Consider the following 21,323-nt stretch of genomic DNA (forward strand, 5'->3'; position numbering starts at 1 on the left):
GCCTCGCCCAGCCGCGCCGCCGGGGCCGCCGCGCCGGCAGGATCGGGCGCCGCCGCGACGGCGTCGGAGATCAGGGCGATCTCGAGGGCGATGTTGCGCGTCATCTGCCGCGTCACGCCCTCGAAATGCCGCTGCAGGAAGGCCAGCGACACGACGAGCTGGAGCGCGAGGATCGGCACGATCAGGATGAGCGCGGCCCGGCCGTAAAGACCGCGCGGCAGGATGCGCTTGATTGTGGACGAAATCATGGAACAAATCTATCGGTGCGGCCCGGGGAGAGAAAGCGCAACATGGATGCGGCCACCGAAATCCGGCCCCTGCCCGGCCAGGCGCAGCGCCTTGCGCCGGGCCTGCGCGTGGTGCTGGCGCCGAACCCCTCGCCGATGACGCTCCACGGCACCAACAGCTACATCCTCGGCGAGGGCGAGGTCGCTGTGATCGACCCCGGCCCCGCCGGGCCCGGCCATCTTCGCGCCCTGCTCGACGCGCTCGCCCCCGGCGAGCGGGTGAGCCACATCCTCGTCACCCATGCCCATCTCGACCATTCCCCCCTCGCCCGTCCGCTCGCCGCGGCGACGGGCGCGCCCGTCCTGGCCTTCGGCCCCGCGACGGCCGGACGCTCCGCCGCGATGGAACGGCTCGCGGCGGCGGGCAGCATCGCGGGGGGCGAAGGGGTGGACATTGGCTTCGCCCCCGACGACACCCTGGCGGACGGCGCCGAGGTCGCGGGCCGGGACTGGACGCTCCGCGCCGTCCACACGCCCGGGCACATGGGCAATCACCTGAGCTTTCTCTGGGGGGACGCGGTCTTCGCCGGAGATCACGTCATGGGCTGGTCCACGTCCATCATCTCGCCGCCCGACGGCGACATGGGCGCCTACATGGCGTCGCTCGACCGCCTCGCGGCGCTCCGGCCGCGTCGGCTCTACTCCGGCCACGGCGACCCGGTCTGCGACCCCGCCCGGCGGATCGCGGAGCTCGCCGCCCACCGTCGCGCCCGCGAGGCCGCGATCCTCGCCGGCCTCTCCGAAAGGCCTGCCGACGCCATGTCGCTCGCCCGCGCGATCTACCGGGATACGCCGGCCCCGCTCCTGCCCGCCGCGGCCCGCAACGTCCTCGCGCATCTCATTGATCTTGCGGAAAGAAACCTCGCGGCCTGCGGGGGCACCCCGACCGCGGAGTCGCGGTTCCGCCGGCTTTGACGGAGACGGACTTTTTCCGCCAAACCCTCTGGACGCCCCCACGTTGCCTTGCTATATCGCCCCCCGGTGTTCCGGCGTAGCTCAGCGGTAGAGCAGTTGACTGTTAATCAATTGGTCGTAGGTTCGATCCCTACCGCCGGAGCCAAAATTCTTAAGAAAATAAATAACTTAAGAGCCGTCCGATCTGGCGGTTTCTGACCGGTGTCAGCCTTGTCACCGAATTTGTCACTGAAATCCACCGCCCGCACGAAAACAGAAGACCCCCGCGCGGGGCGGGGTTTCCGCTGGACGATTCCGGGCGGACCGGCCGGTGCCTTCGCCTTACGCGATGCGGTTCGGCGACCCCTCCAAGCGTTCGCAGTCGTCGACGATCTCGCGCGCCAGTTCCCCGGCCGCCTCCAGAACCTCCCTCACGCCTTGCTCGCGTTCGGCGTCCGCAGCCTCGCATGCCACGATTGCGGCGCGGAGCAAGGAGACGGCGGCCCCGCCCGACGCGTCGGGACAGCGCTTGCCCGGACTGCCGATCAGGTGGCAGCCCGCGGCGACCGGCGGCGCCGATTCCGTATGCCGCGGAAAGACGTGGGACATGGCGATCCTCCCTTGTGGTCAGGACGCGCGGCTTCGGGGCTCGGGCGTCACGATCCGTCGCGTGCCTTCCTCGAAGGCGTGCAGGTTCAACGGCCAGGCGGCGCGCGGCCACCTGAGTTCCATTTCGCCCTTCCGGGGGCGGTAGACGGCCGTATAGAGCGTGCCGAAACCCCGGTCGAAGGCCGAGGAATAGAGCGGCCGTCGGAGGAAGGCGGCGATGAACTTTTCCTCGGGCTCCACATGCAGGGTCAGGCGCTGCAGGAGGAACCTCTCGCGCTCCACGGTCGCGGTCATGCGGGCATGGGCGTCCCATTCCACGCGTTCCTGATGGTTCGTCGCGACGGCTGCATGGGTGATCGCGGCGGGCCGGTCGGGCGCCATGAAGGCGGTGAGGTAGTTCCGTTTCCGGTCGAGTACGGTGACGTTGTAGCTCATGTGTGTCGGGATGCGGGCGAGCGCCCTGCCCGCCTCCTCCGCCGTGGTGCAGGTCTGAAGCACATAGCGCAGGATCAGGGGCAGGCCGAACCCGTCCCCGACGACCCGCCGCCCGCCAAATGTCAGCGACACGGCAAGTCCGGCATCGTTCATCCCGTCGACCAGCCCCCAGAGCCCGTCTGAGGTGCCCATGACGGTCCGGCCCAACCATGAGGTGTGCAGCACGACGCTTTCGAAGGCGCGCGGATCGTAGTCGTAGTTGCGCACCAGCACCGGCTCCTTCCCCGGCCAGATCGCCTGACTGCATCCCGAGAGGTAGGGCGGCGGGCGGTAGAGGCTGAGGAACCGGGCGGCAAGGTCGCCGCCGCCGGCAAGCGTGCAAAGCTCGTCGTAGAGCGGGATGAGTTCCGGCATGTGCGTCTCGAGCGCGCGGAGGCTTTCGAGATAGGTCGGCCGCGCGTCGGCGCCCTCGCGCAGCCACCACTGGCGGTAGGCGGGCCAGAGCTCGGCGAAGAGCCCGGCCCATTTCGGACCGGGGTCTGCTTCGGTTATGGCCCGCCACCAGACGTCCATCACATGATCTTGAAGGCCGGATCGGCAAGCGCCGGCCCCGCCGCCGACATCGGCAGGGGTTCGGCGGCGAAGGCCGACTTAATGCCGTGGATCCACTTCTTCGCGCGTTCGTTCAGCTGGAATCCGCTGGTCATCGACCGGCCGCGCGTGACGAGGATGCCGAGGTCGGCGCCCTCGTAGCGGTAGTCGCCCTTCCTCAGGATGCGCAGGAAGAAGGCCTCGTTCTCCGATTCCACGGCGCGGCGGTGATAGTCGAAGCGGTCGAAGACCACGCGGCCATCGTCAAGCATCTTGTAGATGCCCGATTGCGGGGCCTCGGTCAGAAGATCGACCGAATCCTCGGTGTGCTTGATGACCATCTGGCTCCAGCCGTCGATCATGTCCGGGTCCGCCCACCGCGCGTTCAGCTCATCGACGTCGAGCGTGAAAGTGGCCTTCGAGAATTCGAGGAGGTGGAACAGAAAGAGCGGCGCGTCGGCGTGGGCGAAGGCGGCGTGGTTGGTCATCGAGCTTGCGCCGGTGATACGCGGGTTCAGCTCTCCCAGCCAGATGTCGCCGGTCTTCCTGTCGATCAGGAAGTCGAGCTCGAAATAGCCGCGATAGCCTTCCTTGCGGAGCTGTTCGCCGAACTTGAAAGTGAGGTCGCGCGCCTTCTCGCGGAGCTTGGGCGCGAAGGCGGTGGCAAAGATCTCGTTGCCGCACCAGCCGCCGCGATACGGGGTGAGTTCCCTGAAGCCGACAAGCTCGGTCATCAGCGGCCCGACGATGGTGCCCTCGCTCGTGGCGCAGGCCTCGATGGCCGAGCCGCGGCAGTCGATCCGCTTCATGATCTTGATCTCGCCCTGGCCGACGATCTCGTGTTCGTACTTGCGGAAATCGGCCTCGGACCTGACGAAGAACGTGGTGTGGCCGCTGTCGCCGAAGGCCGATTGCAGGACAAGGTCGTGGCCGATTCCGGCCTTTTCGCAGACCTGCCTGAGATGCGCGTAATCCTTCACTTCCGAAAGCGTGTTGGGCACCGACGGCACGCCGGCCTTGTTTCCGACGCGCACCGTCTCGATCTTGTTGTCCATCTTGGTGCGCAGCTTGGCCTTCGGGAACCAGACCTCGCCGCCCAGCTCCTTCGCCAGACGCTCGGTCTCCTCGTCGAACATCAGGAAGACGAACTTGGGCTTGCCGCCCCGGCGCCTGACGAGGTCGACGACCTCCTTGTGCTGGAGAAGGTAGTTGTTGATGTCCTCGATCGACTGAAACTCCGCATGCGGCTGTTCGGTCGGGCAGAAGACGTTCGGATGGCGGCCGTCATAGCAGTCGATGTAGCAGATGTACTTGAAGTTCTTGCACCATTCGTCGATGCCCAGAAGATTGAAGTTAGTGGCCGAGACGAAATAAATCGGATCCTCGTTCCGGTGAAAGAAGCGGCGGATTTCCGAGATGTTGTTGAGCTGTTTTCTGGGCATTTCCTGGTCTCTCCCTGTCCCTATTCAGCCGCGGTTGCAAGTTTGGTGATCTGTCCTGCCAGCGCCTCGTCGGTGAAGACACGCAAGCCAAGGTCGGCGCGGTAGCCGTGGATCTCGTTAACGTCGAGCGCGCGCATGAAGCCGAGGATCTCGCGGCTGACGACCTGGCCCGGAACGAGGATCGGGAACCCCGGCGGATAGGGAATGATGAACGAGGCCGAAACGACCGCGCGACCCTTGTCGATCTCCCTCTCGATCGCGCCGTCAAGCTCGAGATAGTCGCACTTGTTCTCGTCGTAGGACAGGAAGAAGGCACTACGGATGTCGCCCTCTCCGGTGTCGGCATCGGCACAGAACGCCTCGTGGAAACGCGAGAAATCGGGCAGAGGTGGAAGATCTTGCATGAGGTTCTTCACACGCCGCTCGAACGACAGACGCTCCATCTTCGAGGCATCGTCGAGCCGGTCGTCAAGTTCCTTGGCGATCTCGACCAGCACCTCGATCAGATAGGCGACCGAGGATCGGGTGGTGCCGATATTGGTCATGAAGAGGACGGTGTTGCGCGAGGTCTTGTTGATCTGGATGCCGTACTTGTCCATCAGCACCTGGGTCTTGAACGTGTCACCGTCCCAGCCGGTGCCACCGACCGCAAGCGTCACCCGCGTCGCGTCGAGGACGAACTCGTCCTTCTCCCAGCACTCCCAGATGTCGGTCCAGCCCTGTTCGGGGTTGTAGTAGCTCTCCACCCCGCTCTCGCGGAACTCCTCGGGGATCATGTCGCCCGCGGCGAGGACCTTGAAGTACTTCTGCAGGAGTGGATGCGTCGAGATCGCCCGCCGCATCGCCATCGCCGCCTCGACCTGGCGCTGGACGAACTCGAACCCTTCCAGTTCCACCTGCCGACGACCGACATCGAGCGAGGCGATGATCTGGTAGTTCGGGCTGGTCGAGGTATGGGTCATGTAGGCTTCGTGGAAACTCTGCTCGACCTCGCCCTTGAAGTCCTGGTCGTTGACATGGATCATCGAACCCTGCCTGAGCGCGGTCAGCGTCTTGTGCGTCGATTGCGTCGCATAGACCCGCACCCGCGCATCCGGCGGCGGGATGAGGCGGGTCTTCAGCAGCGTCGCCTCGTCGGCATCCTTCAGCTTTTCGGCCTGTTTCGCATGGGCCTTGGCGTGTTCGGGCGATTTCAGCCGTTCGCGGAGCATGTTGGCCGCGTTCATCCCGGTCCGCTGGCGATAGGTCGGCCCGAAACGGGCGAAGGCGAACCATGCCTCGTCCCAGAGGAAGATCAGGTCGGGCTTGATCGCAAGGCATTCTTCCATCACCCGCTCGACGTTGTAGACCACGCCGTCGAAGGTGCAGTTGGTCAGCAGCAGCATCCGGACCTTGTCGAGCTTGCCCGCGGCCTTGAATTTAAGGAGCTGGTGCTTGATCTCACTCAGCGGCACCGCCCCGTACATCGAATATTCGTTCAGCGGATAGCTGTCGAGGTAACGCACCTGCGCCCCCGCGAGCACCATTCCGTAGTGGTGCGATTTGTGGCAATCGCGGTCGACGAGCACGATATCCCCAGGCCTTACAAGGGCTTGAACGACGATCTTGTTGCAGGTCGAAGTGCCATTCGTTGCGAAGAAGGTCTGCTTGGACCCGAAGGCCCGCGCCGCGTATTCCTGCGCCTTCTTGATCGGCCCGGTGGGTTCGAGAAGACTGTCGAGCCCGCCTGACGTCGCCGATGTCTCGGCGAGGAAGATGTTCGGGCCGTAGAAGGCGCCCATGTCCTGGATCCAGTGCGACCGGGTGATCGACTTGCCGCGGCTGATCGGCATGGCATGGAACACCCCCGTCGGCTGCTTGGAATATTCGACGAGCGCGGTGAAGAACGGCGTCTTGTAGCGCGCCTGGACCCCGCGCAGGATGTTCAGGTGCAGTTCCATGAAGTCTTCCTGATTGTAGAAGACCCGCCGGCAGATGCCGAGATCGAGGCCGGCAATGTCCTCGACCGAACGGTCGGTCACGAGGTAGGCGTCAAGCTCGGGCCGCACCTTGGCGATCAGGCGGCAGAGTTCGGGCCCGTAATCCTCCGGCGGGATATCCTCGATGCTTTGCTCGCCGCCGGCGCGGTTCAGGTAGCGCGTCAGGATGGGCAGATCGACGTCCGAGTCGAGCCGGAGGCCCGGGCGCACGACGATCGCCTGGATGTTGTAGTTGAAGAGGACGCAGATCAGCGCGTCCTTGAGGCTCGGCACCACGACCGGTTCGTAGATGAAGGCGTCCTCGGACCGCCGCATCGACGCCATGTTGGACTTCAGCCAGCGTTCCTGATGCTCGTTCACGTCGTCGACGATGAGGACCTCGAAATAGGGTTTCGACAGCGCCCGCGCCTCGGGTGGCAGAAGCGCTTCTTCCTCCTTGTCCTCGTCCAGACTGCCGCGTTCCAGCGGTATCTGACGGCGTCGATAGGCGCCGGTGCCAAGCCCGCGCGTGACCCGCCGGGCGGCAAAGGCGACCTCCTCGATCAGCCCGTGCTCGAACTGCCGCCGCATGTGGTCGAAGGCGGCCACGCCGGGAAAGGCCCAGTATCGCTCGATGACCGCCAGCGCGTCGAAGAGTTCTGCGGCCGAACTTCGAAGTTGTTTCGAGCGCTTTCCCTCGGGTTCGCGCTCGAGCTGGTCCAGCTTTTCGCGCAAGGCGCTCCAGCGGTCGGACCGCAGTTGCACCGCCGAGTAGTAGTCGCTCATCGACTGCATTCTCTCTTCCTCATGCAGCGGCGTTCCGCCAGTCGATGCGCGTTCCTTCCGGACGCTTCGGCCGGTGGTCAGCCCGTGGAAATTCGCCCCGCCAGCGGCGGAAAGCCCGCGTCGTCGCGAAATGGCGGACCCATTGACTTGTGCGCCTCGCCGATCACGGTCGTCACGCGCGGATTAATGCCCGAGCGCGATCCCTGCCGCGGCATTTCAAGCGCGCCGAGGCTGTGCAGATAGGCATCCGCCCCGCTGGCACGGTCATAGACCGGGAAATCGACGGACCTGTCGCGGAAGCTCTTCAGCACCTGGCCAAGACCCTTCATGCCGGTTTCCCGCGTGCGCCGGACAAGGTCGAGGTCGACCTCGATCGGGAACATGTCCTCCTGCCCCGCCGACTGGTGCAGCACCGTGGCCGAGGGATCGACGACGCAGGACCGGCCGTTTCCTCCCGCGCCGAGGCCGTTCACGTCGATGACGTAGCACTGGAACTGCGCCGCCGTGGCCCGCGCGATCGCAAGCTCGGCATCCCGGTCGGTCGTGCCGGTCAGCACGGGGTGCAGCAGCACCTCGACCCCCTGCGCGGTCAGGTGCCGCGTGGTTTCCGGGAACCAGATGTCGTAGCAGATGGACAGTCCAAAGCGCCCTACCTCGGGCACGTCGAAGATGCAAAAGCCGGTGCCGGCCGCCACTTCGGCCTCGTAGGGCCGGAACGGGAACATCTTGCGATAGCTCGATACGATCTCTCCCGCCGGGTTGATGACGACGGAGGTATTGTAGATGTGTCCATCCTCGGCCTTCTCGAACATCGAGCCGGGGATGAGCCAGATATTGTGCTTGCGCGCCGCATCCTGAAACCGCGACAGGCTGTCATTCCGGAACGGCAGCGCGAATTTCGGCAGCGGGCCGAAGGGCGCGAGTTCCGAGAAAAGCACCATCTGCGTCCAGGGGAAGCGTGCCATCAGGATGTCGATCCGATGGATCATGCCATCCGTATTGGGTTGCAGCGCGTTGACATACATCTGCACGCCGGCGATTGCGAAAGGGGTCATATGCGGGCCTGTATCGTTCCCGGCCCCTGTGTCGGGCCGTTCCTTCGCCATATCATCGCACGACGAGAACGGAAACCGGCGAACGCCGCACCACCCGGTCGGCCTGTGACCCGACGAGGAATTCCCGCACCCGGTCGGGCGCATGGCTCGCCATGACGACGAGTTCGGCGCCGGTCGCCTCGATATGTTCGAGGACGACCTCATGCACCCTCCCCACCGCGACATGAGGCACGACGTTCAGCGGCCCGTGGATTTCGTCGCCAAGCAACTGTTGGAGACGGGCCTTCGCGTTCTCGACCGCATTCTTCTGGAAATCCCGCGGAAAATCCTGGGCGACGAGCGGAGAGCCGAAATCGGGCACGACCGACAGAACGTGCAGCGTCCCCCCGGATTCCCGCGCGATTTCCGTCGCGGCCGGCAGCGCCTTCTTCCAGGATGCAGCATCTCCGAGATCGACGGTCAGGAGGATTGTCTTGTACATGTGCGCCCTCCTCAGGCGTCGGCGCGGCGCGGCGTAGGCGCGCGGCCCCTCTGCATCATGACGATCAATGCCAGCAGCGCCAGCGCCGGAATGAACATCCAGTATTTCGACGGCGTCGATGCCGGCCGCAGGACGCGCAGCACCTCCTGATCCCAGTCGAGACCCGCCTTCTGCGCGGGCGAGTCAAAGGCCGCGTCGTCGATGATCATCCTGTCGCCATCCTGCCGGAAGGCGAGCCCCGCGGCCGAGAGCCTTTCCTCGCCGGTGGCCTCCGCCCCCATCGGGACGAGGGCGACGAACTGGATCGGATCGCCGAGATCGTTCACCCCGGCGACGCGGAGGCGCAGGTTCTCCCCCGCCGGCGTATCGGCGGCCGCCGAGGCGATCTCCGTCGGCGCAACCTCGATGAAGGGCGGATAGATCATGTCCATCCAGAAGCCGGGCCGGAAGAGCGTGAAGGCGACCAGCAGCAGGGCAATCCCTTCGTAGAAGCGGCTGCGGGTCAGGAACCAGCCCTGTGTCGCCGCCGCGAAGAGCAGCATGGCGATGGTGGCAACGAAGAAGATGAAGATGCCGTGGAGAAGATCCACGTTGATGAGCAAAAGGTCGGTGTTGAAGATGAACAGGAACGGCAGCGCGGCGGTTCTCAGCGAATAGAAGAAGGCCACGACGCCGGTCTTGATCGGATCGCCGCCCGAGACGGCGGCGGCGGCAAAGCTGGCCAGACCGACAGGCGGCGTCACATCCGCCATGATGCCGAAGTAGAAGACGAAGAGATGGACCGCGATCAGCGGCACGATCAGCCCGTTCTGCTGACCGAGCGTGACGATCACGGGCGCGAGAAGCGCCGACACGACGATGTAGTTTGCCGTCGTGGGCAGGCCCATGCCGAGGATCAGCGACAGGATCGCGGTCAGGACGAGGATGGCGAGGAGATTGCCGCCCGACAGCACCTCGACCACGTCGGCAAGCGCCGATCCGACGCCGGTCTGGCTGACCGCGCCGACGATGATGCCGGCCGTTGCCGTGGCGATACCGATGCCGATCATGTTGCGCGCGCCGGTGATGAGGCCGTCGAAAAGATCGCTGATACCCTTGCGGATCGCGCCGCCGAGTTCCCCTTCGCCCCGCAGGATCGCCATGAGCGGACGCTGCGTGAGAAGGATGAAGATCATGTAGGCCGTGGCCCAGAAGGCCGAGAGGCCCGGGCTGAGGCGATCGACCATCAGCGCCCAGACCAGCACCACGACCGGCAGGATGTAGTGCAGCCCGGCGCGGATCGTCGGCCCCGGCAGCGGCAATTGCGTGACCGGTGCGTTCGGATCGTCGAGATGCAGCGGTTCCTCCCGCGACGCGATCCAGAGGAGGCCGACATAGACCACGCCCAGGAAGGCAAAGACAATGTAACCCGCCGTCGCCGGGAAGGCCGGGCGCACCCAGCCCATGCCGTAATAGACGGCAAGCGAGATCGCGCAGATCGCGGCGATGGTGAAGGCGATGCCGATCAGCCGCTGCACGATGGGCTTCGGCGTATAGGCGCGCGGCAGCCCCTCCATCCCGGCCTTCATCGCCTCGAGATGCACGATGTAGACGAGCGCGATGTAGGAGATGACGGCGGGCAGGAAGGCGTGGCGGACCACGTCGAAATAGGGAATGCCGACATATTCGACCATAAGGAAGGCGGCGGCCCCCATGACCGGCGGCATGATCTGTCCGTTGACCGAGGATGCGACCTCGACCGCGCCGGCCTTTTCGGACGAAAAGCCCACCTTCTTCATCAAGGGGATGGTGAAGGTGCCGGTGGTCACCACGTTGGCGATGGACGAACCGGAGATGAGGCCGGTCATGGCGGACGACACGACGGCGGCCTTGGCCGGCCCGCCCCGCATGTGGCCCATGAGCGAGAAGGCGACCTGGATGAAGTAGTTCCCCGCCCCCGCCTTGTCGAGAAGCGAGCCGAAGAGCACGAAGAGGAAGACGAAGGAGGTCGAGACGCCAAGCGCGATGCCGAAGACGCCCTCCGTCGTGATCCACTGGTGGTTCACGATCTCGGAAAGGTTGTTGCCCTTGTGGGCGATGATCTCGGGCATGTAGGGCCCGAGGACGGTGTAGGCGAGGAAGACACTCGCCACGATCATCAACGCGGGCCCGAGCGCGCGGCGTGTGGCTTCCAGAAGGACCATCAGGCCGATCACCGAGACGACGAAATCCTGAAGGATCGGCGCGCCGACGCGGCCGGAGATGTCCTGGTAATAGACATAGAGGTAAAGCGCCGTGCCCGCACCAACGACGGCAAGCACCCATTCCCAGGGCGGAATCCGGTCCTTGGGAGAGCCGAGCACGATTGCGCCGACGATGGCGATGGAGACGAGGGGAATCCACCAGACCTGCGTCCCTTCCTTGGCCGAGACGAAGAAGAGCGCGCCGAGGACCAGCGGGACACCGACGCCGAGCACCAGTTGCACCTTGGTGCGGGCGGCGGGAAAGGCGGCGAAGGCCAGGAAGATCGCGAAGGCAAGGTGGATCGAGCGCGCCTCGGTATCGTTGAAGACGCCGAAGCCGAGCATGAACGGAACCGGCGAGGCGATCCAGAGCTGGAAGAGCGACCACGCCAGCGCGACGATCGCGATGAAGGCGCCGACCGGCCCCCGCTGGCCGCGCGCGCCGGTGTCAGAGGATGCGACGAGTTCGTCAAGCTCCGCTTGGCTGAGACCACCATGCCCGGCGGCTTCATTCTCGACCACGGCGGCTTGCTGCTGGTCCTGTCCTGTCATGTCCCCCCCTGACCCTTGCCGGGTTCATCACCGATTGAGATGAAAGTATCGTCCGGCATCGACGAAGGTGGATCGGCCGGTCGTGGCGCCGCCCTGCGGACGGGACGGCGCGAAGGGCTGGCTTACATCCAGCCGCGTTCCTTGTAGTACTTCTCGGCCCCCGGATGCAGCGGCGCGGACAGACCGTCCTTGATCATGTCCGCTTCCTTGAGGTTGGCAAAGGCCGGATGCAGGCCCTTGAAGCGGTCGAAATTGTCGAAGACCGCCTTGACCACCTCGTAGACCACATCATCGGGGACGTCCGCCGAGGTCACGAAGGTCGCCTTCACACCGAAGGTCTCGACGTCATCCGGGCTGCCGGCATACATGCCGCCGGGGATCGTCGCCTTGGCATAATAGGCGTTGTCGGCGACCAGCTTATCGATGGCCTCGCCCGTGACCGGCACCAGGTTCGCCTCGACCGTGGAGGTGGCCTCCTGGATCGACCCGTTCGGATGCCCGACCGTGTAGATGATCGCATCGACCTTGTTGTCACCGAGCGCCGCCGCCTGCTCGGCGGGCTTCAGTTCCGAGGCCAGCGCGAAGTCGCTGTCGCTCCAACCCATCGCGTCCAGCACGACTTCCATCGTCGCCCGCTGTCCCGAGCCGGGATTGCCGACATTGACGCGCTTGCCCTTGAGGTCGTCGAAGCTGGTGATATTCGCGTCCTTGCGGGCGACGACGGTGAAGGGTTCGCCATGCACCGAGAAGACGGCGCGCAGCTTGTCGACCTTCTTGCCCTCGAATTCGGACGAACCGTTATAGGCGTGATACTGCCAGTCGGACTGCGCGACGCCCATGTCCATGTCACCCGCCGCGATGGCATTGATATTGGCGATGGAGCCGCCGGTCGATGGTGCGGTACACTTCAGCCCGGTGGTGGGCGTGTCGCGGTTCACCAGACGGCAGATCGACTGCCCTACGACGAAGTAGACGCCGGTCTGGCCGCCCGTCCCGATGGTTATGAACCGCTCTTCGGCGGCCGCGGATGTCGCCAGCGCCATCGCGCCGACGAACGTAAGTGTCTTGAGGTAAGTCATCGTCAATCTCCCTGTCACGAATCCTGTGATGCCCGATGACGCCCGGGATCTTGCCGTCCCGGCAGGTCGCCAAGTTCAGCCGCTTGGGCTTTCTGAACGCACATCCTTTCCTGCCTAGACGCAGCGCGCCTCTCGCCGGACCTCCCGGCCCGACCCCGGTTCTGCCGTGATGCCCTCCGGCGCCATGAGGCGGTCACGCCAAGCGGCGAACCGCCGGCAGCCCAAGACATGCAACGACCTTGCCACGGTAGCGCCGTTTAAAATACTATTCAACATTGTTTAGCATAGACATCCAGCGTTATGATCTCCGCGCGCCGGTTCTGCACCATCACCTTAAAGGGACATCCCAAGTGTCGGAAAACGCTTCGGAACAGAAGATAAACATTGGCGATCGCCTCAGGGCGGTCCGCACCGCGCGCCGCCTGTCGCAACGCGAACTCGCGCGGAAATCCGGGGTGACGAACGGGCTGATCTCGCAGATCGAGCAGAATCTCTCCTCGCCCTCGGTCGCCTCGCTCAAGCGTATCCTCGATGCCATTCCCCTGACCCTGTCGGAGTTCTTCGCGGCGGACGAGAAGGTTCCGGAGCAGGTCTTTTTCCCTGCCGCCGACCCCGTCGAGATCCGCGCGCGAAAGCTGTTCCAGACCATGCAACTGGCCTCGGGCATCTCGCTTCGCCAGATCGTACGCTCGGACGCGCGTCGGATGCAGATGCTGGAGGAAACCTATGCCCCCGGCGCGGATTCCGGCATCGAGGCCTTTGCTGTCCACGGAGAGGAAACCGGGGTCGTCATCTCGGGCCGGATCGAGCTTGCGGTCGCGGATCAGTCGGCCAGTCTCGGGCCGGGCGACGGCTATCGCTTCGACGGCACGATCCCGCATCGGTTCAGGAACACCGGACGGGAACCCTGCATCCTGATCTCCGCGACCTGCCGTTCAGATTGAGCCCTCGCCAAGATCGCGCAGCAGTAGAAGGGACGGTTCCGCACTCACGTGAAGGCCGCGGCATGGAGAGGCTGCGCTTCGGTCCTATGGGCTGGCAGATCGGTCATGCCCGCATGATCGCACAATGCCATCCTTCGCCCGAGGTGCAGCGACGGGGCGCGACAAGCGCGGATAGGGCGTATTCCAGTTTTCCTCGGGGCGAACCGTGTGGACGGACTTTGCGTTCGGGAAGGCGCTGGCGAGCTCGCGCCAGACATGCGCGCCCGGCCAGTCCACCTGAGACTTGTATCCGGCAAAGACAGTTGTCCAGTCGACGGCTTCGCCAGCCGCCAGCTTCTGCCAATGCAGCACCTGTTCAGGGTTCTCGACGACTTCATGCATGTGATGACACCGTCCGTAGCCGAGCCGCTCCAGGGCTGCCGGCAAGGACTTCGTTCCCGCCCTCCCAAATCCCGATCCGATGGCTTCAAGTGCCATTCCGGTCCCTCGCCGGGAGTCGAGGGAGTGTCTGCCCCAGCCGTGTCCAGCAGTCTTGTCGGACAGGCTTCTGGGCCGGGGGGCAAAGCCCTTGGGAGCGTTGCCCTCAGTCGAACTCGGCCCTGAGCGCCGCGACGATGCCCCTGGTGCAGACGTCGAGAAGGATATGCCCCTTCTCGACCGAGGCCGCTTTCGGCGAGGAGAGCGTGCCCGAGGGCGGCGTCCATTCCGGCTTGACCGGATAGACGTCGTAGGGCGGGAAGGTCGCGGGCTTGTGGTCCACGGCGCGGTCGAGCTGCACGAACTGCGGGTGAAGCGCCAGCATCAGCGAAGTCTCCAGCACGCCCCCATGTTCCACCGCCCAGCCGGGGAAGCCGTCGGGATAGAGCCTGGCGATCGCCTCCTCGTGGACGAAGTCCCAGTAGGACAGGACCACGACCTTGAGGTCGGTCACGCCGTCCCAGCGCAGCTCGCGCAGCGCAAGGTCGATGCCTTCCACGATGAACCAGGAATTCTCGTAGTGTCCGTTCACGAGACAGATCTTGCGCACGCCATGGCGGGCGAATTCCTTCACCACGTCCTTCAGAGCGGCGACCAGCGTCGCCCCGTCGAGGCTAGTGGTGCCGGGCAGGTGGTTGCCGCCGCCGGACTTCTGGTGCGACTTGTAGCCATAGGTGAAGGGCGGCGCGACGAGGGCGCCGACCTCAAGCGCCACGCGGCGGGCAAACTCGGTCGGCAGGAGCACGTCGACATGCAGCGGCATGTGGTGGCCGTGCTGTTCCATCGCGCCGATGGGAATGAGGATCGGCGTCTTTCCGTCCCTGACGGCCGCGTCGTAGTCGGGCCAGGTCAGTTCTGAGGCGAAGGCGGTAGTCGGCTGCATCGGGGAACCCAAATCCTGCTGTTGTCGACCATTAGGTACGTTGCCAAGCGCGGATAAGAAAAATAGATTGTTGCAATCCTTCCATTGCGGACGCAAATCCATGACCGCCATCACGAACTTGCCAACCGACCTCTTGCGCACCTTCATCGCCGTGGTCGAACTGGGCGGGCACTCCAAGGCGGGCGCGCTCCTGGGGCGCAGCCAGCCTGCCGTATCGCTGCAGATCCAGAGGCTTGAGGAACTGGTCCGTGCGCCCCTGCTGGCGCAGGAAGGACGCGCCATCCTGCCGACCGCCGCCGGCGAGGCGCTGCTGAGCTATGCGCGCGAGATGGTCAGGATCAACGACGAGGCGGTCAGCTACTTCCATCGCTCGTATGTGACGGGCGTGCTGCGCATCGGGCTGCCCACCGACTACGCAGTCGCCTTCCTGCAGGATGCGATGACGGCGTTCAGTCACGACCATCCCGAGGTCGGCCTCGAAATCCACTGTGACCTGAGCCGCGATCTTCACCAGCGGTTGCGGGCCGACGATCTTGACGTGATCGTCGCGATGATGCCGACCGCGCGGATGCCGTATCTGTCTCGGTCCTGGGTCGAACAGCCGATCTGGGCGGCGGCGGAGTGCTTCCGCCCCGATCCGAGCCGGCCGGTGCCGCTTGGCGCCCACCCGGAAGGCTGCGAGTACCGGTCGCGGATGGTGATGGCCTTGGATGCCGCGGAACGCCGTTGGCGGATCGTCTATACCGGGCCGGGCATCAACGGCCTGCAGAGCGCGGTTCTGAGCGGGCATTGCGTGACGGCGCTGACCAAGGCAACGATGCAACCGGGAATGCGCGTCCTCGAGGAAGCGGACGGATTCCCCAGGCTCGAACCGCTGCGCGTCGGGCTTTTCTACAAGCATCCGCGGCTGTCGGTTGCCGGCGTGCAACTGGTCAGCGACCTTGTCGCGCGCCTCGACCGTGTCGGCCCCGGGACGGACGGTTTGCCAAACTGATTGATCCTTCAGTTGTATTTGCTTCGCAAATGGTTCGATTTCGATAATCGATTTTGTTGCGGGGGGGCGGCTCCTCTAGATTGCGCAGCGTGGAGATTGCCTCGCCAACAAGACAGGGAGTTGAAAATGTCACAGATGAGGATGCCCCGAACAGGCATTACGCGCCGGACGCTGTTGTCGACCGGGGCGGCCGCGCTGGCCACGCCGATGCTGTCGCGCCGCGCCTTCGCCCAGGCGACCGAGCTGACCATGCTCGCATGGTACGGCCATGCCGAGCCCGATATCGTCGCCGAGTTCGAGGCCGAGAACAACGTCAAGTTCGTGCCGAAATACTATACCGGCGGCGACAACATGCTGGGCCTGATCTCGCAGTCGCCGCCCGGCACCTTTGACGTGATCCTCTCGGATGCCGAGTATGTGCAGGCGCTGAACGAGGCGGGATACGTCGAGGAGCTTGATCCGAACGACTACGCCATCGACGAATATTTCCCCGAGTTCCAGAACTTCCCGGGCAACTGGAGCGACGGCAAGCTCTTCTCGCTCGTCACCCGGTTCGGTTTCCTCGGCGTCGCCTACAATACCGACGCCCTGACCGAAGCGGAGGCGTCCTCCTACAACGTCTTCTGGGATCCGAAGCTGACGGGCAAGGTCGGACATTTCGACTGGCACCTGCCGAACCTCGGGCAGATGAGCCTCCTGAACGGCAACGCCAATCCCTATGACATCGACGAGGCGGCGTGGTCCGCCGTCAAGGACAAGACCATGTCTTTGCGTCCGCAGATAGGCGGGTTCTTCGACTATGGCGGCACCTTCTCGTCCCTGAACGACGGGCAGATGCTGGCCTTCGCCGGGATCGGCGACTGGATTACCGGGGTCCTGGAGAAGAACGGCGCCAAGGTCCGCTCCGTGATCCCCGAGGAAGGCGGCCTGCAGTGGTCGGAATGCTTCTCCATTGGCAAGGGCTCCACCAAGGCCGAGCTGGCGAAGAAGTGGATCCAGTACATCACCTCGGCCAAGGGTCAGGCGAAGTCGGCCAACATGGCGGCCTATCCGGCGCTCATCCCCAACCAGAAGGGCTGGGAGGTGCTGCAGGCCGAGAACCCCGACGAGGCCAAGCGCCAGGGCATGACCAAGGATGCCGGCAACGCCATCGACATGATCCGCGAAGGCCGCATCCAGTACCGGCAGTGGCCGGTCCAGCAGAGCCTCGAGGACTGGAACGACTTCTGGTCGGAGTACAAGGGCGCCTGAGCCCGTCGCGGGCCGGCGGACGCTCCCCCGCCGGCCCCTTCCCTTCCGTGACATCGACCGGGGATTGCTTCGAATGCGAAGACCACTGACCCTCTATGGTCTCACCTTCTCGCTGCCGCTCCTGATCTGGCAGTTGCTCTTCTTCGTCTTTCCGCTGGTCTTCCTCGTCGCGCTCAGCTTCTGGACGGTGAAGAATTTCCGGATGCAGCCGGACTTCGACACCGTGAACTGGGTGACGATCTACGGCCGCTCGGTCTTCTGGCAGGCCTATGGCACGACGCTTGCCATGGCCGCCTTCGCGTCCGCCCTGGTCAGCATTCTCGCCTTTCCCTGCGCCTACGCGATCGCCTTCAAGCTCTCGGACAACGCGCGCCGATGGGCGGTGTTCCTCATGGTGATCCCGTTCTTCACGAGCTATCTGGTGCGCGTCTATTCCTGGCAGATATTCCTGTCGGACGCCGGCATCATCAACGTGATGCTGGGCTGGATCGGCCTCGGCCCCTACGGACTTCTGAACACCGTCGGCGCCACGATGATCGGCTATCTGACGCTGACCTTCCCGCTCGTAGTCCTCCTCCAGCTCTTCAGCCTGGTCTTCATCGACCGCACCCTGATCGAGGCGGCACACAACCTGCGCTGCGGCCGGCTGAGAACGGTCTTCGAGGTCATCGTGCCCTCGGCGCGGGTCGGCCTCGTCATCGCCGCGCTCTTTGCCTTCATCCTCTGCTTCGGCGACTTCGTCAGCCCGATCTATCTCGGCGGCGGCGATCCGACGACGCTTTCCATCCTCATCACCGACACCACGAAGTCCGGCCAGCAATGGCCCCGCGCGGCGGTGATCGCGCTGACCATGATCGGCACGCTTCTGGTCGTGGCCTTCGCCGCCGTCCGCTTCGCCTACAAGGGCCGCACAAAATGAGCGACAGGGACACCGCCAGCATCAACCGCAACCGCGCCGTCGACGTCGCGCTGAAGGCCTACATCGTCCTCGGCTACGCCTTCGTCTTCGCGCCCATCGCGGCAAGCTTCGTCTTCTCCCTCAACTCCGACCGCTTCCCCTCGATCCCGCTCGGGGAGTTCTCGCTCGAATGGTACAAGGCGGTCGCTTCCGATCCGCTGGTCTGGCAGGGGCTGCGCAACACGCTCTTTGTCGGAGTGACCGTGGGCGTAATCGCTACGGCGCTCGGCTTCGGCGCGGCCTATACGGACTACCGCTACAAGTTCTTCGGCAAGCAGGTCTATCTCGCGCTGGCGCTGATCCCGCCGACGATCCCGGTCGTGATCCTCGGGCTTGCCATGCTCGCCTACCTGTCGCGCATCAGCCTTTCGGGCAACGCACTGTCGGTCATCATTGCCCATGTGGTGATCTGCGCCCCCTTCGCCATGGCGATCATCCGTCTGCGCCTCAGCCAGATGGACCCCGACCTCGAGGCCGCCGCCTGGAACCTCGGCGCCTCGGAATGGGCGGCGATGCGCCATGTCATCGTGCCCTTCACGATGCCGGCGATCCTCGGCGCGCTCTTCATCACCATGGCGGTTTCCTTCGACGAGTTCGCCATCGCCTGGTTCGTCTCGGGCCTGAACGAGACGCTGCCGGTCAAGGTGCTCGGCTTCCTGCAGGGCCAGGTCAGCCCGCGGATCAACGCCATCGGCACCTTCGTCTTTGTCACATCCATGACGCTCGTGATCCTGGCGCAGATCCTGCTGACCGGTCGCGGCGCGCAGATCCGCCCGTCGGCGGACGAATAGGAGCGAAACATGAAGAACGACACGCTGGTCTCCTTCGAGGGCGTCGTGAAGCGGTTCGGCGACTTCGTCGCCGTCAAGCGGATGGACTTCGAGATCGGCAAGGGCGAGTTCCTGGCGATCATGGGCTCCTCGGGCTGCGGCAAGACGACGACGCTGAGGATGCTCGCCGGTCTCGAGGCCCCGTCCGAGGGCGTCATCCGCCTGTCGGGAAAGCCGATCAACGACCTGCCGACCTGGAGCCGCGACACGCCGATGGTCTGGCAGAGCCTGGCGCTCTTCCCCTTCCTCAACGTCGTCGAGAACGTCGAATTCGCGCTGAAGATGCGCGCCGTCGGCAAGGCCGAGCGGCGGCGGCGGGCCGAACAGTGGCTCGACCGGATGCAGATTTCCGAGTTCGCCGGGCGCAACATCTCGCAGCTCTCGGGCGGTCAGCGCCAGCGCGTCGCGCTCGCCAGATCGCTGGTGGTGGAGCCCGAGATCCTGCTTCTCGACGAACCTCTCTCGGCGCTCGACGCCGCCCTGAAGGTCCGGATGCAGTCGGTCCTGAAGAATCTCCAGCGCGAGACCGGGATCACCTTCGTCTATGTCACCCACAGCCAGTCCGAGGCCTTCTCGATGGCCGACCGGGTGGTGATCATGAGCCGCGGCCAGATCGAACAGATCGGCACCCCGCAGGAAATCTACCGGACCCCGCGGACACGGTTCGTCGCCGACTTCCTCGGTTCCTCGAACGTCTTCACCGGCACGGTCACGGCGTCGGACGGCGGCGGGGTGATGCTCGACACGCCGGCCGGCCCGCTGCGCCTGACCTCCGGCGAAAGGCTTGCCGCAGCGCCGGGCCGGTCCGCGACCCTGACCGTCCTCGACACGCGGACGAACCTCGCCCTGACCGCGCCCGGCGGGCCGGTGAACGCGATCCCCGTCCGCATGATCGGGGAGGAGTTCATCGGCGCCACCGCCACAATCTACCTGGAGACCGGCACCGGGCAGGAGATCCGGGTCCAGAAGAGCCACGAGGAACTGGCGGGCATCCCTCTGGAGATCGGCCAGGAGCTCTTCGCCTGGTGGGCACACGCGGACGGCCATCTTGTCACCGAAGAATAGCGCCGGCATTTCCGCCGGCCATCTCGCAGGCGTCGATGGCGCCCGCCGGGTCGCGGCGCTTCAGTCTGGACGTCTCGTGCCGCTGGCGCTCGACGCGACCGCCGCCGGTCTGGATGCGGCCAGTCGTTCGCTCGCGACCTTCGGTCTCAGCCAGTGTCAGATCGACGCAGCCCCGGTCGCGACGGTCTTTTCCTGTGGGCCACGGGCCGCACTCCGGCGCATGCTCGTGGTACTGGCCCGGCTCTTGCGTCCGGGGTATGACTAGGGGAACGCCGCCGCAGCCGGTTGCGCGAGCATCGCATCGCGGCACCCGCGGGAAGCGCTGCGCCGGACCGGAGCGGCCGGCGATGAGGATGACGGACCCATGCTTCGGCAGGACGACACGGCAAAGGTCGCGAAAATGCTCGACATGAGCGGGGCGCTCGTTCCGCTCGGCGCTGCCTACTATCCCGTAGGTGACGTCCAGAAAACCAAGAGCTATGCGTTCCTGCTCCTGAAGGACTTCACCCTCCTTGCCTTCAGCGCCGCGATCGAACCCTTCCGCATCGCCAACCAGCTCTCGCAGAAGCCGCTCTACCGCTGGTGCGTCGTCTCCGAGGACGGGAGGCCGGTGCGCAGTTCCTCCGGGGTCGAGATCGCGGCCGACGCGGCGCTCGCGTCGGTGGACCGCGATACCGTCCTCTTCGCCTGCTCGGGAAATCTCGCAGGCGGCAATCCGGCGAAGTCCACCCTCGCCTTCCTGCACCGGCACTTCCGCACCGGCGGCATGGTCGGGGGTATCTGCACCGGTGCCGTCTCGCTCGCGCAGGCGGGGCTCCTCGAAGGCCGCACCTTCACCCTGCACTGGGAGTGCCACCCGGGCTTTGTCGAACTGTTCCCGAATCTTCCGCCGAGCAAGCGCCGGTTCGAAGTCGACAACCGCATCCTCACCTGTGGCGGCGGCGCGGCGGCGGCGGACATGGCGATCTCGATCATCCGCAAGGACCACGGCGATGCCTTTGCCTCGGTCGTCGCGGACATGTGCCTGCTCCGGGACGATGCCGGCGCGAACCTCGGCCAGCGAACCTCGATCGGCGCGGCGCTCCACACCCGCAATCCCGGGCTGATCGAGATCGTGAAGCTGATGACCGACAATGTGGAGACACCGCTGTCGATGGCCGACCTGGCCGAAAAGGTCGGCTACACCAAGCGCCACATCGAACGGCAGTTCCAGCGCTGTCTCGGCGTGACGCCGGCGCGGTTCTACCAGAACCTTCGCCTCGACGTCGCCCGCGGCCTCGTCACCGAGACGAACATGACCCTCTTCGAGATCGCTGCCGCCTGCGGCTTCAATTCCAAGTCCTACTTCGCCAAGACCTTCGCCCGCCGGTTCGGACACCCGCCGAGCCGGGTCCATCACCGGCGCCGCGCCTCCGGCGAGAAGGCCTGAGCCCCCGGCGCGGGGGGTCGCGGGTTGCGCTCCGGGGCATGCGGGTCGAAGAGGCCACCCGCGCCCGGTTCCCGGATGCCGCCCGCCCGCCTCGACCCGGT

Annotated in this window: 19 protein-coding genes, 1 tRNA gene and 1 pseudogene; 10 read left to right on the top strand and 11 right to left on the bottom strand. The window is 65.2% G+C overall.

Annotation, left to right across the window (positions count from 1 at the left end):
* Positions 1-248: pseudogene (locus F9K34_RS08880) on the bottom strand (ATP-binding protein); the annotation flags it as partial.
* 42 nt (positions 249-290) lie between these two features.
* Here F9K34_RS08880 and F9K34_RS08885 point away from each other — a divergent pair.
* Together F9K34_RS08885 and F9K34_RS08890 are read left to right on the top strand one after the other, a co-directional pair.
* The gene (locus F9K34_RS08885) at positions 291-1,202 is read left to right on the top strand and encodes an MBL fold metallo-hydrolase (RefSeq protein ID WP_291336600.1); all 912 of its coding nucleotides are present in this window, start codon (positions 291-293) and stop codon (positions 1,200-1,202) included.
* A 70-nt stretch (positions 1,203-1,272) separates the two neighbouring features.
* Positions 1,273-1,347: transfer RNA gene (locus tag F9K34_RS08890), tRNA-Asn, on the top strand.
* A gap of 176 nt (positions 1,348-1,523) precedes the next feature.
* Here F9K34_RS08890 and F9K34_RS08895 read toward each other — a convergent pair.
* From F9K34_RS08895 to F9K34_RS08930, 8 genes are all read right to left on the bottom strand, one after another.
* Complete coding sequence (locus F9K34_RS08895; protein WP_291336618.1) at positions 1,524-1,790, bottom strand: hypothetical protein; 267 nt, start codon at positions 1,788-1,790, stop codon at positions 1,524-1,526.
* A gap of 18 nt (positions 1,791-1,808) precedes the next feature.
* Positions 1,809-2,798, bottom strand: coding sequence for a C45 family autoproteolytic acyltransferase/hydolase (locus F9K34_RS08900; protein WP_291336601.1), 990 nt, complete (start codon positions 2,796-2,798; stop codon positions 1,809-1,811).
* Complete coding sequence (locus F9K34_RS08905) at positions 2,798-4,258, bottom strand: biotin carboxylase (RefSeq protein ID WP_291336602.1); 1,461 nt, start codon at positions 4,256-4,258, stop codon at positions 2,798-2,800. Before F9K34_RS08905 ends, F9K34_RS08900 begins: the two co-directional genes overlap by 1 nt.
* A 20-nt stretch (positions 4,259-4,278) precedes the next feature.
* Positions 4,279-7,011, bottom strand: coding sequence for an aminotransferase class I/II-fold pyridoxal phosphate-dependent enzyme (locus F9K34_RS08910; RefSeq protein WP_291336603.1), 2,733 nt, complete (start codon positions 7,009-7,011; stop codon positions 4,279-4,281).
* 68 nt (positions 7,012-7,079) lie between these two features.
* Positions 7,080-8,057 carry a carbon-nitrogen hydrolase family protein gene (locus F9K34_RS08915; protein ID WP_291336604.1) on the bottom strand — a complete coding sequence of 326 codons (978 nt, stop codon included), beginning with the start codon at positions 8,055-8,057 and terminating at the stop codon, positions 7,080-7,082.
* A 52-nt stretch (positions 8,058-8,109) separates the two neighbouring features.
* Positions 8,110-8,538: a universal stress protein gene (locus F9K34_RS08920; protein WP_291336605.1), complete on the bottom strand. Its 429-nt coding sequence runs from the start codon at positions 8,536-8,538 to the stop codon at positions 8,110-8,112.
* 11 nt (positions 8,539-8,549) lie between these two features.
* Positions 8,550-11,312, bottom strand: coding sequence for a TRAP transporter permease (locus F9K34_RS08925; RefSeq protein ID WP_291336606.1), 2,763 nt, complete (start codon positions 11,310-11,312; stop codon positions 8,550-8,552).
* Between the two features lie 122 nt (positions 11,313-11,434).
* Complete coding sequence (locus tag F9K34_RS08930; RefSeq protein ID WP_291336607.1) at positions 11,435-12,391, bottom strand: TAXI family TRAP transporter solute-binding subunit; 957 nt, start codon at positions 12,389-12,391, stop codon at positions 11,435-11,437.
* 350 nt (positions 12,392-12,741) lie between these two features.
* Here F9K34_RS08930 and F9K34_RS08935 point away from each other — a divergent pair, with 350 nt between their 5' ends.
* Positions 12,742-13,335, top strand: a complete 594-nt coding sequence (locus F9K34_RS08935; RefSeq protein ID WP_291336608.1) for a cupin domain-containing protein — start codon at positions 12,742-12,744, stop codon at positions 13,333-13,335.
* A gap of 84 nt (positions 13,336-13,419) precedes the next feature.
* On the opposite strand, the gene F9K34_RS08940 is transcribed toward F9K34_RS08935, so the two are convergent.
* Positions 13,420-13,812, bottom strand: a complete 393-nt coding sequence (locus F9K34_RS08940; protein ID WP_291336609.1) for a sulfotransferase family protein — start codon at positions 13,810-13,812, stop codon at positions 13,420-13,422.
* A 106-nt stretch (positions 13,813-13,918) separates the two neighbouring features.
* Positions 13,919-14,695 carry a creatininase gene (locus F9K34_RS08945; RefSeq protein ID WP_291336610.1) on the bottom strand — a complete coding sequence of 259 codons (777 nt, stop codon included), beginning with the start codon at positions 14,693-14,695 and terminating at the stop codon, positions 13,919-13,921.
* 100 nt (positions 14,696-14,795) lie between these two features.
* On the opposite strand from F9K34_RS08945, the gene F9K34_RS08950 reads away from it, so the two are divergent.
* From F9K34_RS08950 to F9K34_RS08980, 7 genes are all read left to right on the top strand, one after another.
* The gene (locus F9K34_RS08950; RefSeq protein WP_291336611.1) at positions 14,796-15,689 is read left to right on the top strand and encodes a LysR substrate-binding domain-containing protein; all 894 of its coding nucleotides are present in this window, start codon (positions 14,796-14,798) and stop codon (positions 15,687-15,689) included.
* Between the two features lie 135 nt (positions 15,690-15,824).
* Positions 15,825-16,940: a polyamine ABC transporter substrate-binding protein gene (locus F9K34_RS08955; RefSeq protein WP_436405725.1), complete on the top strand. Its 1,116-nt coding sequence runs from the start codon at positions 15,825-15,827 to the stop codon at positions 16,938-16,940.
* Between the two features lie 73 nt (positions 16,941-17,013).
* A complete protein-coding gene (locus tag F9K34_RS08960) occupies positions 17,014-17,859 on the top strand; it encodes an ABC transporter permease (protein WP_291336612.1) in 846 nt (281 codons plus the stop codon).
* Positions 17,856-18,689 (top strand): ABC transporter permease, encoded by an 834-nt coding sequence (locus F9K34_RS08965; RefSeq protein ID WP_291336613.1) that lies wholly within the window; start codon positions 17,856-17,858, stop codon positions 18,687-18,689. Before F9K34_RS08960 ends, F9K34_RS08965 begins: the two co-directional genes overlap by 4 nt.
* Before the next feature lie 9 nt (positions 18,690-18,698).
* The gene (locus F9K34_RS08970; RefSeq protein WP_291336614.1) at positions 18,699-19,793 is read left to right on the top strand and encodes an ABC transporter ATP-binding protein; all 1,095 of its coding nucleotides are present in this window, start codon (positions 18,699-18,701) and stop codon (positions 19,791-19,793) included.
* Complete coding sequence (locus tag F9K34_RS08975; RefSeq protein ID WP_291336615.1) at positions 19,777-20,058, top strand: hypothetical protein; 282 nt, start codon at positions 19,777-19,779, stop codon at positions 20,056-20,058. The genes F9K34_RS08970 and F9K34_RS08975 overlap by 17 nt, the downstream gene beginning before the upstream one ends.
* Before the next feature lie 99 nt (positions 20,059-20,157).
* Positions 20,158-21,222, top strand: a complete 1,065-nt coding sequence (locus F9K34_RS08980; protein ID WP_291336616.1) for a GlxA family transcriptional regulator — start codon at positions 20,158-20,160, stop codon at positions 21,220-21,222.
* The last annotated feature ends 101 nt before the right edge of the window (positions 21,223-21,323 follow it).

Source organism: Albidovulum sp. (assembly GCF_008933605.1).
Lineage (GTDB): Bacteria > Pseudomonadota > Alphaproteobacteria > Rhodobacterales > Rhodobacteraceae > Albidovulum.

What these genes read in the sequence shown, in the direction of transcription:
- F9K34_RS08885 (WP_291336600.1), top strand. Translation starts at nt 291, where the DNA reads ATGGATGCGGCCACCGAAATCCGGCCCCTGCCCGGCCAGGCGCAGCGC.
- F9K34_RS08895 (WP_291336618.1), bottom strand. Translation starts at nt 1,790, where the DNA reads ATGTCCCACGTCTTTCCGCGGCATACGGAATCGGCGCCGCCGGTCGCC.
- F9K34_RS08900 (WP_291336601.1), bottom strand. Translation starts at nt 2,798, where the DNA reads ATGGACGTCTGGTGGCGGGCCATAACCGAAGCAGACCCCGGTCCGAAA.
- F9K34_RS08905 (WP_291336602.1), bottom strand. Translation starts at nt 4,258, where the DNA reads ATGCCCAGAAAACAGCTCAACAACATCTCGGAAATCCGCCGCTTCTTT.
- F9K34_RS08910 (WP_291336603.1), bottom strand. Translation starts at nt 7,011, where the DNA reads ATGCAGTCGATGAGCGACTACTACTCGGCGGTGCAACTGCGGTCCGAC.
- F9K34_RS08915 (WP_291336604.1), bottom strand. Translation starts at nt 8,057, where the DNA reads ATGACCCCTTTCGCAATCGCCGGCGTGCAGATGTATGTCAACGCGCTG.
- F9K34_RS08920 (WP_291336605.1), bottom strand. Translation starts at nt 8,538, where the DNA reads ATGTACAAGACAATCCTCCTGACCGTCGATCTCGGAGATGCTGCATCC.
- F9K34_RS08925 (WP_291336606.1), bottom strand. Translation starts at nt 11,312, where the DNA reads ATGACAGGACAGGACCAGCAGCAAGCCGCCGTGGTCGAGAATGAAGCC.
- F9K34_RS08930 (WP_291336607.1), bottom strand. Translation starts at nt 12,391, where the DNA reads ATGACTTACCTCAAGACACTTACGTTCGTCGGCGCGATGGCGCTGGCG.
- F9K34_RS08940 (WP_291336609.1), bottom strand. Translation starts at nt 13,812, where the DNA reads ATGGCACTTGAAGCCATCGGATCGGGATTTGGGAGGGCGGGAACGAAG.
- F9K34_RS08945 (WP_291336610.1), bottom strand. Translation starts at nt 14,695, where the DNA reads ATGCAGCCGACTACCGCCTTCGCCTCAGAACTGACCTGGCCCGACTAC.
- F9K34_RS08950 (WP_291336611.1), top strand. Translation starts at nt 14,796, where the DNA reads ATGACCGCCATCACGAACTTGCCAACCGACCTCTTGCGCACCTTCATC.
- F9K34_RS08955 (WP_436405725.1), top strand. Translation starts at nt 15,825, where the DNA reads ATGAGGATGCCCCGAACAGGCATTACGCGCCGGACGCTGTTGTCGACC.
- F9K34_RS08960 (WP_291336612.1), top strand. Translation starts at nt 17,014, where the DNA reads ATGCGAAGACCACTGACCCTCTATGGTCTCACCTTCTCGCTGCCGCTC.
- F9K34_RS08965 (WP_291336613.1), top strand. Translation starts at nt 17,856, where the DNA reads ATGAGCGACAGGGACACCGCCAGCATCAACCGCAACCGCGCCGTCGAC.
- F9K34_RS08970 (WP_291336614.1), top strand. Translation starts at nt 18,699, where the DNA reads ATGAAGAACGACACGCTGGTCTCCTTCGAGGGCGTCGTGAAGCGGTTC.
- F9K34_RS08980 (WP_291336616.1), top strand. Translation starts at nt 20,158, where the DNA reads ATGCTTCGGCAGGACGACACGGCAAAGGTCGCGAAAATGCTCGACATG.